The organism is Mesorhizobium sp. M0701 (genome assembly GCF_040320365.1).
In the GTDB taxonomy this organism is placed as follows: domain Bacteria; phylum Pseudomonadota; class Alphaproteobacteria; order Rhizobiales; family Rhizobiaceae; genus Mesorhizobium.
In genome coordinates, this window is the sequence record NZ_JAMYPO010000005.1 from 1 (window position 1) to 13,044 (window position 13,044).

General features: G+C 63.1%; 10 protein-coding genes. 7 read left to right on the forward strand and 3 right to left on the reverse strand.

The annotated features are described in order from the left end of the window. The coding region (locus tag NKI24_RS06555; protein WP_352744018.1) for a transposase at positions 1-320 on the forward strand (320 nt) is incomplete at its 5' end. Between the two features lie 6 nt (positions 321-326). Here NKI24_RS06555 and NKI24_RS06560 read toward each other — a convergent pair. Then, positions 327-6,713 (reverse strand): apolipoprotein A-IV repeat region-like domain-containing protein, encoded by a 6,387-nt coding sequence (locus tag NKI24_RS06560; protein ID WP_352744020.1) that lies wholly within the window; start codon positions 6,711-6,713, stop codon positions 327-329. A 285-nt stretch (positions 6,714-6,998) separates the two neighbouring features. On the opposite strand from NKI24_RS06560, the gene NKI24_RS06565 reads away from it, so the two are divergent. The 3 genes from NKI24_RS06565 (at position 6,999) to NKI24_RS06575 (ending at position 8,896) form a co-directional block, all read left to right on the forward strand. Then, the gene (locus NKI24_RS06565) at positions 6,999-7,367 is read left to right on the forward strand and encodes an Hpt domain-containing protein (protein ID WP_292660938.1); all 369 of its coding nucleotides are present in this window, start codon (positions 6,999-7,001) and stop codon (positions 7,365-7,367) included. A gap of 97 nt (positions 7,368-7,464) precedes the next feature. Continuing rightward, positions 7,465-7,785, forward strand: a complete 321-nt coding sequence (locus NKI24_RS06570) for a 2Fe-2S iron-sulfur cluster-binding protein (protein WP_023674833.1) — start codon at positions 7,465-7,467, stop codon at positions 7,783-7,785. Positions 7,786-7,867: 82 nt separating this feature from the next. Beyond that, positions 7,868-8,896, forward strand: coding sequence for an NAD(P)/FAD-dependent oxidoreductase (locus tag NKI24_RS06575; protein ID WP_352744022.1), 1,029 nt, complete (start codon positions 7,868-7,870; stop codon positions 8,894-8,896). A 26-nt stretch (positions 8,897-8,922) separates the two neighbouring features. Here NKI24_RS06575 and NKI24_RS06580 read toward each other — a convergent pair whose 3' ends face one another. Beyond that, positions 8,923-10,404, reverse strand: coding sequence for an MDR family MFS transporter (locus NKI24_RS06580; RefSeq protein ID WP_352455682.1), 1,482 nt, complete (start codon positions 10,402-10,404; stop codon positions 8,923-8,925). A gap of 201 nt (positions 10,405-10,605) precedes the next feature. Continuing rightward, entirely contained in the window at positions 10,606-11,223 is a 618-nt protein-coding gene (locus NKI24_RS06585) for a DUF922 domain-containing Zn-dependent protease (RefSeq protein ID WP_352742606.1), read from the reverse strand. Between the two features lie 96 nt (positions 11,224-11,319). Here NKI24_RS06585 and folP point away from each other — a divergent pair, with 96 nt between their 5' ends. Genes folP through folK form a run of 3 tightly spaced genes read left to right on the forward strand, consistent with a single transcriptional unit; the run spans position 11,320 to position 13,036 of the window. Beyond that, positions 11,320-12,165 (forward strand): dihydropteroate synthase, encoded by an 846-nt coding sequence (gene folP, locus NKI24_RS06590; RefSeq protein ID WP_352448736.1) that lies wholly within the window; start codon positions 11,320-11,322, stop codon positions 12,163-12,165. 3 nt (positions 12,166-12,168) lie between these two features. Then, positions 12,169-12,528, forward strand: a complete 360-nt coding sequence (gene folB, locus NKI24_RS06595; protein ID WP_352568755.1) for a dihydroneopterin aldolase — start codon at positions 12,169-12,171, stop codon at positions 12,526-12,528. Next, the gene (gene folK, locus NKI24_RS06600) at positions 12,512-13,036 is read left to right on the forward strand and encodes a 2-amino-4-hydroxy-6-hydroxymethyldihydropteridine diphosphokinase (RefSeq protein ID WP_352705772.1); all 525 of its coding nucleotides are present in this window, start codon (positions 12,512-12,514) and stop codon (positions 13,034-13,036) included. Before folB ends, folK begins: the two co-directional genes overlap by 17 nt. Positions 13,037-13,044: the final 8 nt, after the last annotated feature.

Sequence of the window (13,044 nt, forward strand, 5' to 3'; positions counted from 1 at the left end):
CCTATGTCGAGCAGCAGCTCATCACCGTGCTGAAACCCGGCGACATCGTCGTCATGGATAATCTGGGAAGTCATAAGTCGGCGGCCATCAGGCAGATGATCAAGGCGGCCGGCGCCAGGCTTTGGTACCTACCGCCCTACTCCCCAGACCTCAATCCGATCGAGCAGGCCTTTGCCAAAATCAAACACTGGATGCGCCAAGCTCAGAAACGTACCGTCGAGGACACTTGGCGCCACATCGGCCACCTCGTTGAAACGATCGAGGCAACCGAATGCAACAACTACTTCGCAAACGCCGGCTACGCTTCCATCAAAACGTGAAAGGCTCTAGTGCAGACGGCCGCTGGCATGGGCAAGCATGGTGTAGACCTTGCCGGTGTCCGACGTCAGGTAGGTCTGCGCCATGATGTTGTCGCGGTCGTTGCGCGACACGTCCTTGAGCAGCTTTTCGAAATCGTCGCAGTAACGATCGACAGCAGCGCGGAACTCCGCCTCTGACTGATATTTGCGGCGGATCTCGTCGAACGTCTGCTGGCCCTTCAGCGTGTAAAGTCGGCGCGTGAAGACGTCGCGCTCGCCGCGCCGGTAGCGGTTCCACAGCTCGATCGAGGCATCGTGATCGATGGCGCGTGCGATATCGACCGAGAGCGAGTTCAGCGATTCCACGACATGAAGCGGCGACCGCGCAGCGGGAGCCGGGCGCGGCGCTTCGGCAGGCGCTGCCGGCTTGGCGTCGTCTTCGCGTGATGCACCGGTCAGGAGATCACGCACCCAACCGCCCTGCGGCGTACGGCCGTTGGGATCGCGCTGGCGCGGCGCTTGGTCTGCGGGACGTTCGAGGTCGAGCGTGCCGCGCAGCGCCGTCTCGCCCGAAGGCGCCTGCGGTGCACGGCGCTGTTCGGGAGCCGGAGCCGGGCGACGTGGCGGTTCGGCGGGGCGTGCGGCAGGCGCTTGCGGCGCCGGACGCAGGTTGCGCTGTTCCGAACTGTCGGCGCTGCGGCCAGATTTCGCAACGATTTCAGAAAGTTCCTTCAGCGCGTTGATCTGCTCTGAAACGGCACGGCGGATAGCCGTGGTTGATTCCTTTGCCTCTTCCGGCATCTCGATGACGCCTTTCTTAAGCTCGGCCCGGGTGAGGTCGAGCTCGCTCTTGATCGAGCCGGCGGTACGCCGCATCTCCTCGGTCGCATCGGCAAAGCGCTTGGTTGCCGAATCGACCACTTCGGAAATCGCGGTGCGGATCTTGTCGGCGGATTCCAGCGTCTTGCCTTCGGCGTTCTGCAGCGTCTGGCCGACCAGATTCTCGAACGAGCGCATGACCCTTTCGAGATCTTCCGATTTCTTGACAAGGCCGACGGCAAGGTCCTCCAGCGACGATTGCCTTTCGAGCGTGTGCTCGAGATTGCTCTGGGCCGAGCTCAACAGGTCCGAGGCACTGGAAAGCAACCGGCTGTGCTCGTCGAACTTGGTGGCGATTGAAGCAACCTCGCGCAAGGTCGACGACGACAGCTCGGTGAGCCGCGTCGTGTTCGAATCGACCAGACGCGCCGAACTGGCGAAGGTCTGCGCGGTCTTTTCCGTGGTCGCCGCGAAGCTTTGCGTGCTCCCGGTAAGGCGTTCGTCGACCTGGCCGAGATTGGTCGCCGCCTGCTCGATCAACTGACCGAGCTGCGAGCTGGAGGTGGTCATGCGGCCGATGAGGTCGGCAACGCTGTCGGCAAGCGTCGAGCGCGCGCCTTCGACGGCCGACAGGGTTTCGGCCGTACGGCTGGCGAGGGCGTCGACGAGGGCGGCGTTTTGAGTGCGCAGCTTCTCGGTCGCACGTTCGGTGACCTCTTCCATGCTCTTTTGCAGCTCGGAGCCGCCCTGGGCGAAGCGCTCGACCAGAGGCCGTGCCGTCTCGTCCAGGATTTTCGATATTTCGGCCGAACGTGCCGCAAGCATCGTATTGAGCTCGCGAGTATTGGCACCGATGGTCTTTGCAGCGTCATTGGTGCTCTGGCCGATATGCTGGCCGACCGCGGTGAAGGTTTCGGCGATCGAGTTGGCGCGCGAGACCAGTTGCGCCTCGGCACCCGAGACTTGTTCGTTGAGCTTTTGGCCCATTGTCTCGGCGGAGTAGGCGAGGCGGTTCTCGACGGTGGCGACCTGCTCCTCGACGCGGGCCGCAGTGGCGGCAGCACTCGATGCCAGGCGTTCGTCGGCACCGGCAAGCAGCTGCTCGATTTCACGGGCATGGACGGCGAGTTCCTGGCCAGTCTGCCTGGCGCGTTCGGCAACCCGCTGCTCGGTGCTGGTGAAGGCACCGACAATGGTGTCGGCATGTTCGCCGATTGCGGTGCTGCTGTCAGCGATACGGGCCACCAGGCGATGATCGGCCTCCTCGAAGATGCGGCCGATCTCGGACGCACGGGCCGAAAGTGCTTCAGAGCCTTCGGCAATGCGCGAAATAAGTTGCTGGTCGGCGGCATCGAAAATGCGACCGAGATCCGACGCACGTGCCGCGAGAGCTTCGGCGGATTCGCCGATGCGCACGCCCAGCCGCTCGTCGGCCGTTTCGAAATTGCGCAGGATGTCGCCGGCACGCGCAGCCAGCGACTGGGCCGTTTCGATGGCGCGAGAGACCAGCCTGTGGTCCGCCGCGTCGAAGGTACCGGCAATCTCACTTGCCCGGGCTGCCAGCTGATCGGCCGTTTCCTGGGCACGCGCGAACAAGGTGTTCGACGTGTCGTCGGCGCGGGCAATCAGTGCGCTCGACGTATCCTCGGCGCGGGCGGCGAGGCGACGATCCGCCTCCTCGAACGTGCGGGCGATGTCCTCCGCCCTGGCGAGCAGGGCGGCCGAGGTCTGCTCGGCGCGCTCGGCGATCTTGCGGTCGGCATCGCTGAATGCCGCGCCCGCCTGCTCATGCAGCGCGCTGGTAACTTCCATGACCTTCTCGCGCAGCGCGCCGGCGACGAAGACCGCGCTTCTTTCGAGCACACTGCGCACGTTGTCGACACCCGTCGACAGCGCCCGCTCCATTGTGCTGGCGCGCTCTTCAATGATGCCTGTCTGCCGGCTGAACGCCTGCTCGATCTTTTCTACGTCCGCAGCGATCGCATCGGAGATGTCGGTGCTCCTGGCGGCGATCTGGTCGATATGGCCGGACAGCGAACGGTCGACATCCTTGCGCGTTTCGGCGAGCCTGGAGAGATCGTCCTGCAATGCGCGGGTCAGCATGTCGCGGCCCTCGCTCAGCTTGCCGACATGACCGGCGACGATCTCATCGACTTCGCTGCGGCTCATTGCAAGCCTCTCCAGATCGGCTTCCAACGCGCGCCTGAGTATGTCGCGGCCTTCGGCCAGTTTCTCGACCTGACCGGCAACCAGCCCGTCGATGCTCGAGCGGCTTTCGGCCAGCTTGGCGAGATCGTCCTCGAGCGCCTTCGACAGGGTCGAGCGGTCCTGGACGAGCTTCTCTGCGTGGGTTGCGACAAGGCTGTTCACGTTGCCGAGATCGGCTTCCAGCGCACGCGAAAACTGCGCGCGATTGTCGGTCAATAGCTGCGACTGATCGGCGATGGCGCCCCTGATCGTGCTGAGATCGGCCTCCAAGGCGCGCTTGAGGATGTCGCGGCCTTCGGCCAGCTTCTCGACCTGGCCGGAAACCAGTCCGTCGATGCTCGAGCGGCTTTCGGCCAGCTTGGCAAGATCGTCTTCCAGCGCGCGCTTGAGGATGTCGCGACCCTCGGCCAGCTTCTCGACCTGGCCTGCGACCAGGCCGTCTATGCTCGACCGGCTTTCTGCCAGCCTGGCGAGATCGTCCTCGAGCGCCTTCGACAGGGCCGAACGGTCCTCGGCGAGCTTGTTCATATGTTCGGAGACGACGCCCCGCACGGTCTCGAGATCGGTCTCCAGTGCCCGTGACAGCTGACCGCGATCCTCCGCCAGCTTCTCGGATTGACTGGCTATAACGCCCTTGACGGTGCTCAGATCGGCTTCGAGCGCGCGCTTGAGGATATCGCGGCCCTCAGCCAGCTTTTCCATCTGGCCGGCAACCATCACATCGATGCTCGAGCGGCTTTCGGCCAACTTGGCGAGATCGTCTTCGAGCGCCTTCGAAAGGGTCGAACGGTCTTCGGTGAGCTTGTTCATGTGATCGGAGACAACGCCCCGCACGGCCTGCAGGTCGCTCTCCAGTGCCCGCGACAACTGGCCACGGTCTTCCGCCAGCTTTTCAGACTGGCTGGCGATGACGCCCTTGATCGCGTTCAGGTCCGATTCAAGCGCGCGCTTGAGGATGTCGCGGCCTTCGGCCAGCTTCTCGACCTGGCCGGCAACCAGCCCATCGATGCTCGACCGGCTTTCGGCCAGCTTGGCAAGATCGTCTTCAAGCGTCTTCGAAAGCATGCTGCGGTCATCGGCGAGCCTGCCAGAATGATCGGCGATCAGGCTCCTGATGTCGGACAGGTCGTTATCGAGTGACTGGGAAAGGCCGCTGCGGTCTTGCGCCAATTTCGCCGAATGGGCCTCGATGAGGCCATTGATGCCGGCGATGTCGGCTTCCAGCGCGCTGGCGAGTATGGCGCGACCCTCGGCGATCTTTTCGACCTGACCGCCGACGAGGCCGTCGATGCTGGCGCGACTCTCTGCCAGCTTGCCGAGGTCGGCCTCGAGCGCGCGCGAAAGGATGCTGCGGCCTTCGGCGAGCTTGCCGACATGCCCGGCAACCATTTCATCAATTATCGTGCGGGTTTGCACGAGTTTTCCAGAGTCTTCGTTCAAGGCCTGGGCAAGCCTGTTGCGACCCTCTTCAAGGCTTTCGAGATGGCTGCCCAGCGAAGCGTCGATCGCTGCGCGCGATTCGTTGACCTTGCGCAGATCCTCTTCAAGGGCGCGCGAGATCAGGCCGCGGCCTTCGGCTAGCTTCTGCACCTGGTTAGCCACCGCTGCGTCGATTTCGGCGCGACCTTCGGCGAACTTCGCCAGATCGGCCTGCATTGCCGCCGCCATCCGGTCGCGGCTTTCGGAAAGCTTGCGGCTGTGGTTCTCGACGGCTTCCTCGATGCCGGCGCGAGCATCGGCAAGCCGCTCGATGTCCGTATCGAACGAACGCGATACGACATGGCGCGCCGCTTCCATGCGCCCGGCGAAATCGCCGGCGCGGGCTTCAAGCATGGTCGAGGTCGATGAAATGATGTCGGCCATGTCGGCGCCGATCTGGGTCTTGCCCTGATCGATCATCGCAGACAGCGTCTCCTTGCTATCCTGGAAGGTGTGGGCGATTTCGCGGGCGCGCTCGACCAGCGTCTCGTTGATCTGGCGTGCGCGAGCCTCCAGCGCGGCGTTGAGCTTCTGCGTGCCGGTGTCGAGCGCCTCGGCGCGGGTCTGGAACTCGCTGATCAGCGCCTGGCCACGTTCGGCAAGCGTCCGCTCGATGCCGTTGAGGCTGGCTTCGAATTCCGAATTGAGTGTGCGGGCGGCACCGCCGAGCAGCGACACCATGCCGCTCGTGCGGTCGTCGAGCAGGTCGGTCAGTGACCGTGTCAGGCCATCGGTGGTGTCCGTCAGCTTGGCGATCCGGGTGTCGAGCAGGCTGGCGAAGGCCTCGCCCGACGTCGACAGCCGATCGGTGATCGATTCGAGCCGGCCTTCCACCGAATCGAAGATCGACATCGAGCTTCCGTTGATCCTGTCGATCAGCGTGTCGCCGGATTCGTTGATCGTCATCGACAGCTTGGTCGAGGCGTTGAGAATGCTGTCGCGAATGATATCGCTGGCGGCGTTGATCTCGTCTTTCAGTGTCTCGTGGGCGCCGGTGATCGAGGCGCGCACGCGCTCGGCATGAGTGACGACCGCTTCGCGCTCGCTGCCCAGCCCGTCGACCAGCGAGCGGATGCGGGACTCGTTCTCTGAATAGGAGCGCTCGATCTGGTTCACCTCGCTGTGGACCAGCGTTTCGAGCTCGACGGCACGCGCAAGCGTGCGTTCGATGCCTTCGCCCATGGCTGCCACCTCGCGGCGAACCGCTTGGCCGATCATCATGACGCGATCCTGGGCAAGATTTTCCGGCTCGGCCAGACGGAAGGCCACCTCGGTCATCGACTGCGCGGCAAGGCGCATCTCCTGAGCGCGGCGAATCATCACTGCGAATGCCCAGAACAGGATGACGGGCACGATTGCCGCGACCGCCAGGCCGATCAGCTCCGGACGGGCGAAAAACTGATCGAAGGTGCGGATGTTCCAGATGCCAGGTCCGAACAACAGGTTCGCAAGGCCGCCAGCGCCGGCGATCCAGGCCAGCGAAACGAAAGCCACGACCCAGTAGATCGTGTTCGAGGCGCGCCGATTGAGGGTGTGCAGGAGCGTCTTATAGTCTTTTTGACGATCGTCGTTGGCCGGCGAGAAAGCTGCCGGCTGCGAGCCATTGCGCGTTGCGACAGGACGCAACTCAGCCGGCTTGGCCTTTGGCGCGGGATTTGCGATCTGGCTTTGATTGGCGGCAGGTGCCGCGTTCTGGGTCTGGTCCGGGGCAGGCGCTTCGTTCTGGCTGCGACCTTCGCGCGCCAGCTCGTCGGCGGCTTGCGATATTTGCGCTTCGAGATCTTCCATGGATGCAGCCATGTCGAAGTCGCCGCCGGCATCGCCGCTCAGATCGATATCAAGTGCCTTTTCAAGTTCCCTGGCTACGTCGCTGTCGAGCGTTCTTGTCGTCGTTGGTTTCTTCGCCATGCCTTCGCTACCCTGTACAAGCTGCCGCGGGACTTATGGTTCTGCTTATTGATTCTGCCTAGCGTGTCCCGCGCAGGAGGCTGAAAATGGACCTGTCGTATCGTAATGACACAGCCGGGTAAAGAAAACATGCATTCCGCCCGATACGTAAAACTTTAAATATAAGGTTAACACAGCCGTGATTCCGGCGCCGTTATCGCGACATTTTTCCGGGCCAATCATTAACCCGTTGTCCACCGGATACGCCTAGTTTTTGCGGCGGTCGAAGAACGGAGTCTCAAAGTGATGCGTGGCGAAAACGGCATTGCCTTCTCGATGCCCGGCGGCGACGTGTCGGGGACAGCCGGGGCGCGGCCGATCGACCTGGCGCATCTTGCGCGCCAGACGATGGGCGATCGGAGCCTCGAGCAGGAGGTGCTGGCTCTGTTCGTGCAGCAGGCGCTGTCGGTGCGCGACAAGATCGTCGATGCGGATGTCAGGCAGCGGCTGCTATTGGCACACGGGCTCAAAGGCTCGGCGCGCGGGGTCGGCGCCTTCGCCATTGCCGATTGCGCCAGCGCGATCGAATGCCGGCCCGAAGACGCCAGCACGCTGAAGCGGCTTGGCTCGCTGATCGAAGAAGTGCGCGACTTCGTCGCCGCCATCAGCCGGTAGCGCTTATTCCCAAAACGCCACACAGCGGCGCTTTGGCGCCGCAGTTGACTTGTCCGGCAGAGTGATTATGTCGGCTCAGACTCCCTTCAGGTGACAAATGACCAAGCTGACCTTCATCGCCCATGACGGCACGCATTTTGACGTGGATGCCGAAAACGGCTCGACCGTCATGGAAAATGCGATCCGCAATGCGGTGCCGGGAATAGAAGCGGAATGCGGCGGCGCCTGCGCCTGCGCGACCTGCCATGTTTATGTCGACGAAGCCTGGACGGCGGAGGTCGGCGAGCCGGAAGCCATGGAAGAGGACATGCTGGATTTCGCCTACGAGGTCCAGCCGAACTCGCGGCTGTCATGCCAGATCAAGGTGCGCGACGCCCTCGACGGGCTGGTCGTGCGTGTGCCGGCCCGCCAGGGCTGAAGCCGATTTTTGCGGCTGCCGCTTGGCAGCGGACCAATGGTCATGCAGTGTCGCGCCGTTTTCCCATAAAGGCGCATGCTTCATGACCGCTATCACCAAGACGGACGTACTCATTGTCGGGGCAGGGCCTATCGGCCTGTTTGCCGTATTCGAGCTCGGCCTCTTCGACATGAAGTGCCATCTGATCGACATACTCGACCGGCCCGGCGGGCAATGCGCCGAACTCTACCCGGAAAAGCCGATCTACGACATTCCGGCTTGGCCCTCGATCTCGGCGCAAGGCCTGGTCGACAAGCTGCTTGAGCAGATCGCGCCGTTCAAGCCCGAATTCACCTATAGCCGCATGGTTTCGAGCCTGGAAAGGCTGGACGACGGCAGCTTCCGCGTCATTACCGACGAAAACGAGGTGTTCGAAACCAAAATTGTGGTGATTGCCGCCGGCGGCGGTTCGTTCCAGCCGAAGCGGCCGCCGATTCCAGGCATCGAACCCTATGAAGACAAGAGCGTGTTCTACTCGGTGCGCCGGATGGAGGACTTTCGGGGCCATGACCTCGTCATCGTCGGCGGCGGCGATTCGGCGCTCGATTGGACGCTGAACCTGCAGCCGGTCGCCAAGAGCGTGACGCTGGTGCACCGGCGGCCCGAATTCCGCGCAGCGCCCGACAGTGTCAACAAGATGTATGCCATGCAGGAGATGAAGCAGCTGGAATTCCAGGTTGGACAGGTGACTGGCCTGACCGGCAGCGACGGCCAGCTAGTCTCGGCCACGATCAAGGGGCCGGAGGGCGATGTCGAAGTGCCGTGCACGCGGATGCTGCCGTTCTTCGGCCTGACGATGAAGCTCGGCCCAATCGCCGAATGGGGGCTCAACCTCCACGAGAACCTGATCCCGGTCGACACCGAAAAATTCCAGACGTCGGTTCCCGGCATCTTCGCCGTCGGCGACATCAACTGGTACCCCGGCAAGCTGAAGCTGATCCTGTCGGGCTTCCACGAGGTCGCCTTGATGGCGCAGGCAGCCAAGCGCATCATCAGCCCCGGCGAGCGCATCGTATTCCAGTATACGACCTCGTCGACCAGCCTGCACAAGAAGCTCGGCGTGGTCGACTGAAGCTCGCCGGATTTCGCCGGACAGGTCTATTCGGCCAGGGTTGGGGCCACAGCCTCGGCATGGCCGCGAAGCGTTTTCTCCGGCATCAGCCAGAGCGTGATGAGCGACAACAGCAAGATCGCGGCCGCGGCAAGAAAGATCATCACGAACGGCATGGCCGAGGCGATATGGCCGGCCGGCTGCGTGCCTTCGCTGGCCAGCGGCAGCCCGTAACCAAGGGCGACGGCACCGAGCATAGCGACGCCAAGCGCGCTGCCCAGCGAGCGCAGGAAGGTGAGAACGCCGGTCGCCACGCCAAGGTGCATACGATCGACGGCGTTCTGGACCGAGACGGTGGCAACCGGAAAGGTCGTGCCTGTGCCCAGGCCTACGCAGGTCGTCAACACCTCGACGAGCAACAGTGAGGCATGCCCGGCGACCAGGCTGAGCACGCCGAGGCACAGGATCGAGAAAACAGTTCCGATCATGGCAATGCGTTTATAGTGAAAAAAGCGCGGGATCATTCGCGCGCTGAAGGTCGCACCGGCCACCGTGCCGAGCATCAGCCCAAGCAACGCGGTGCCCGATTGACTGACTGACAGGCCGACGACCGACTGCAGGTAGACCGGCAGATAGACCGACAAGCCGACATTGGCGGCCTGCAGCAGGAACATCGACAATGTGCCGGCGAGAACGATCGGATTGCCGAGCACTTCGAGCGAGATCAGCGGTTCGGCCGCGCGCATGAGTCGCAGCGCGAACGCGCTCCAGAACACCGCCGAGCAGGCGAGCAGTCCAAGGATTTCAGGCGACAGCCACGGATACTCGCTGCCGCCCCAGTTCAAGGCAAGCAGCAGCAGCGAGGTGGCCGCGACCAGAAGCAGCGCGCCGAGGCCGTCGATGCGGTGATGTTTTGCGGCGATCGGCAGCTTCTTGAGCGGGTTGTTGATGATCGCCATGGCCAGCAGGCCCAGCGGAATGTTGATCCAGAAGATCAGCGACCAATGCAGATGTTCGGCGAAGGTGCCGCCGAGCAGCGGCCCGGCGATGCTGGCGACGGCCCATGTGCCCGAGATCCAGGCGGCGTATCGGGCCCGCTCGCGCGGCGGCACGAGGTCGCCGATCACGGTCTGCGTCAGGGCGAACAGACCACCGCCGCCGGCGCCCTGGATCGCCCGGCCGACAACCAGGACCAGCATGTTGGGGGCCGTGGCGCTGACCAGCGAACCGGCGAGAAAGATCAGGATTGCAGCATAGACGGTCGGCCGGCGACCATAAATATCGGAGATCTTGCCGTAGAGCGGCGCCACGGCGGTCGCGGTCAGAAGATAGCCGGTCACGATCCATGGCAGATATTCGGCATGCCCGAGCAGACGTGCCATCGTCGGCATCGCCGGCGCGACGATGGTCTGGTCGAGCGCCGCCAGCAGCATCGACAAAAGCACGCCGCCGATGATGGCGTTTTTCTCGGTTTCGGTCAGCGGCGCGCTGGTTTCCACCATCGTTTGCTTGTCGACAGCCTGGTCCATATCCGTTCATCCATTATGCCTGCGTGCACGTCCGCGACGGGCTGGGAAGCATCTAGTACGCCGATTGGCGTTTGCCGGAGGCTGATCCCTGCGAACCTGGCATATGTCGTTCGCTATAGGCCGATTTCGACAGCGGCTCGAAAGTTTTCCGAAGCTGGCACTATGTTTCGGCAAAATTGGCTTTGTCCGACGACGCGGAGTTCAGCCGGGAGCGAGCCGGCCGTTCTCAATGCGCTCGATGCGATAGTGCAAAAGCCGCAGGATGCGGCTTTGGAAATTGGCGCTTTCGACGCGATCGAAGCGCATCTGGTCCTGGTCGTGTTTGGCAAGCATGGCCGCAGTGATTTTTGCGGCTTGGGCCTTTGCCAGTTCGCAGGTCTTTTCCGGGTAGCTCGCCTTCAAGGCGTCTTCTAGTTCGCGGCCGTGGTTCTTGGCAATCTCGACGTGGCGTTCCTCATGGCGCTTGATGTCGGCGGACAACGTATCCCAGAACAGCCTGACGCCGGCATCGGCTTTGCGCGGGCGGCGCCACTCAGGAAGGATGACCTTGACCTTGACGGTGACGACAGCGTCGGCAATCCAGCACGAGCCCGGCTTTTGCGCATAGCTGACGCGGGTGGTGAACGCCATCTGGGTAGCTCCCGGATGCCGCGACCCGGTGCTTTTCACCTGAGGCCCGAGTTTCGACAGCTGGGTCTCGATGTCGTCGAGCGTCCTGCCGCCGATCGGGAAATAACTATATGTCTTGACGAGAGTTGCAGCGCCGGCCGGGAATGCGGTCAGAGCGAGCATCAGGGCGCAAAGGAGGGATCGTTTCATCGTGTTGCCTCTTTCCCCACCTTGCTTTACCGCCGTCCTCGGCGCAACGGAATTGATCCCCCGCCACGCCGCGGGATCGAACATGGTTGATGGGCAATGATGACAGGGCGATGGCAGTTGGCGCACGGACGCCATCTCGACCTTGACGGCAAGGCCGTGATCGTCGGCATCCTCAACATCACGCCGGACAGTTTTTCCGACGGCGGCCTGTTCGATGCGCCGGAAAAAGCAGTGGCCCAGGCGCGCCGCATGGTCGAGGAGGGGGCCTCCGTCATCGACATCGGCGGAGAATCGACACGTCCCGGGGCGTCTGCGGTCTCCGCAAAGGAAGAGCAGGCTCGCATATTGCCGGTCATCGAGGCGCTCGCGACGTCTGGCGGAACGCTGATCTCGGTCGATACCTATCGCGAGGATACGGCCCGGCTTGCCGTCCAAGCCGGCGCGCATATCGTCAATGACGTCTGGGGCCTGCAGCGGGAACCGGGCATTGCCCGCGTCGCGGCCGAAACCGGCGCTGGCCTTGTCGTCATGCACACGGGACGGGACCGGCAGAAACTGCCCGACGTGATTGCCGATCAGCTCTTCTTCCTCAGGAAGTCGCTGGAAATCGCGCGGCGGAGCGGTGTTGCCGACGATCATATCGTGCTCGATCCGGGCTTCGGCTTCGCCAAGGAGACGGCCGCGGAAAATCTTGACCTGATGGCACGGTTTTCCGAACTTCATGCGCTGGGTTTTCCACTGATGGCCGGCACATCGCGAAAGCGCTTTATCGGCACAGTCACCGGCCGCGACGCAGCCGCAAGAGGCGCCGGGACCGCGGCCACCAGCGTCATCCTGAGGCTCAAAGGCGCGCATCTCTTTCGCGTCCACGATGTCGCAATCAACGTGGATGCGCTGGCCATCGCCGATGCTATGCTGGCACGTGAGATCGGGGAAAGCTGAGCCATGTATGTCATCCGCATGAAGAACTGCGCCTTCTTTGCCCGGCACGGTGTGCTGGACGAAGAAGAGACGCTCGGCCAGCGCTTTTATGTCGATGCGGCACTCACGGTGGATCCCGGGCAGGCGCTGGTCGAGGATTCCATCGAGGACACCGTCAATTACGGCATCGCCTTTGCGGTCATCGAGAAGATCATTACCGGCGAACGGCGCTTTCTGATCGAAGCGCTGGCGCTCGAAGTGGCGAGGGCGCTGACGGCGCGGTTTCCGCAGATCAAAAAGGCCGAGATCACCGTGCGCAAGCCGAACGCCCCGGTGCCGGGTGTGCTCGATCATGTCGAGGTGACCGTTGTCTGGCCAGAATAGTAACAACAACAACACCGTCTATCTCAGCCTTGGCGGCAATCTCGGTGATCCGGCGAAGTCGATGGCTGCGGCACTGGGCATTCTGGATGCCAACGAGAGAACGCGCGTCGTTGCCGTTTCGTCGCTCTACCGCACGCCGCCCTGGGGCAAGCTCGATCAGCCGGATTTCCTCAACGCGGCGGCCGAAATTTCGACCGCGCTCGCGCCACGGGCTTTGCTCGACGTTTGCCTCGACGCCGAGCGAAAACTGAAGCGGGTGCGCGAGGAGCGCTGGGGTCCACGCCTGATCGATATCGACATTCTGGTGTTCGGCGACCGCATCATCCACGAGACCGGACTGGAGGTGCCGCATCCGCGCATGCTGGAGCGCGCCTTCGTGCTGGCGCCGCTGGCAGAAATTGCGCCGGAGCTTGTGGTCGACGGCAAGAGCGTATCGGAGCGGCTGGCCGCCGTCGACACATCGGGCATTGAACGGCTGCCGTCAGGCCGGGATTGGTGGAAAACCTGACGCTGCCG

What these genes read in the sequence shown, in the direction of transcription:
- NKI24_RS06560 (WP_352744020.1), bottom strand. Translation starts at nt 6,713, where the DNA reads ATGGCGAAGAAACCAACGACGACAAGAACGCTCGACAGCGACGTAGCC.
- NKI24_RS06565 (WP_292660938.1), top strand. Translation starts at nt 6,999, where the DNA reads ATGCGTGGCGAAAACGGCATTGCCTTCTCGATGCCCGGCGGCGACGTG.
- NKI24_RS06570 (WP_023674833.1), top strand. Translation starts at nt 7,465, where the DNA reads ATGACCAAGCTGACCTTCATCGCCCATGACGGCACGCATTTTGACGTG.
- NKI24_RS06575 (WP_352744022.1), top strand. Translation starts at nt 7,868, where the DNA reads ATGACCGCTATCACCAAGACGGACGTACTCATTGTCGGGGCAGGGCCT.
- NKI24_RS06580 (WP_352455682.1), bottom strand. Translation starts at nt 10,404, where the DNA reads ATGGACCAGGCTGTCGACAAGCAAACGATGGTGGAAACCAGCGCGCCG.
- NKI24_RS06585 (WP_352742606.1), bottom strand. Translation starts at nt 11,223, where the DNA reads ATGAAACGATCCCTCCTTTGCGCCCTGATGCTCGCTCTGACCGCATTC.
- folP (WP_352448736.1), top strand. Translation starts at nt 11,320, where the DNA reads ATGATGACAGGGCGATGGCAGTTGGCGCACGGACGCCATCTCGACCTT.
- folB (WP_352568755.1), top strand. Translation starts at nt 12,169, where the DNA reads ATGTATGTCATCCGCATGAAGAACTGCGCCTTCTTTGCCCGGCACGGT.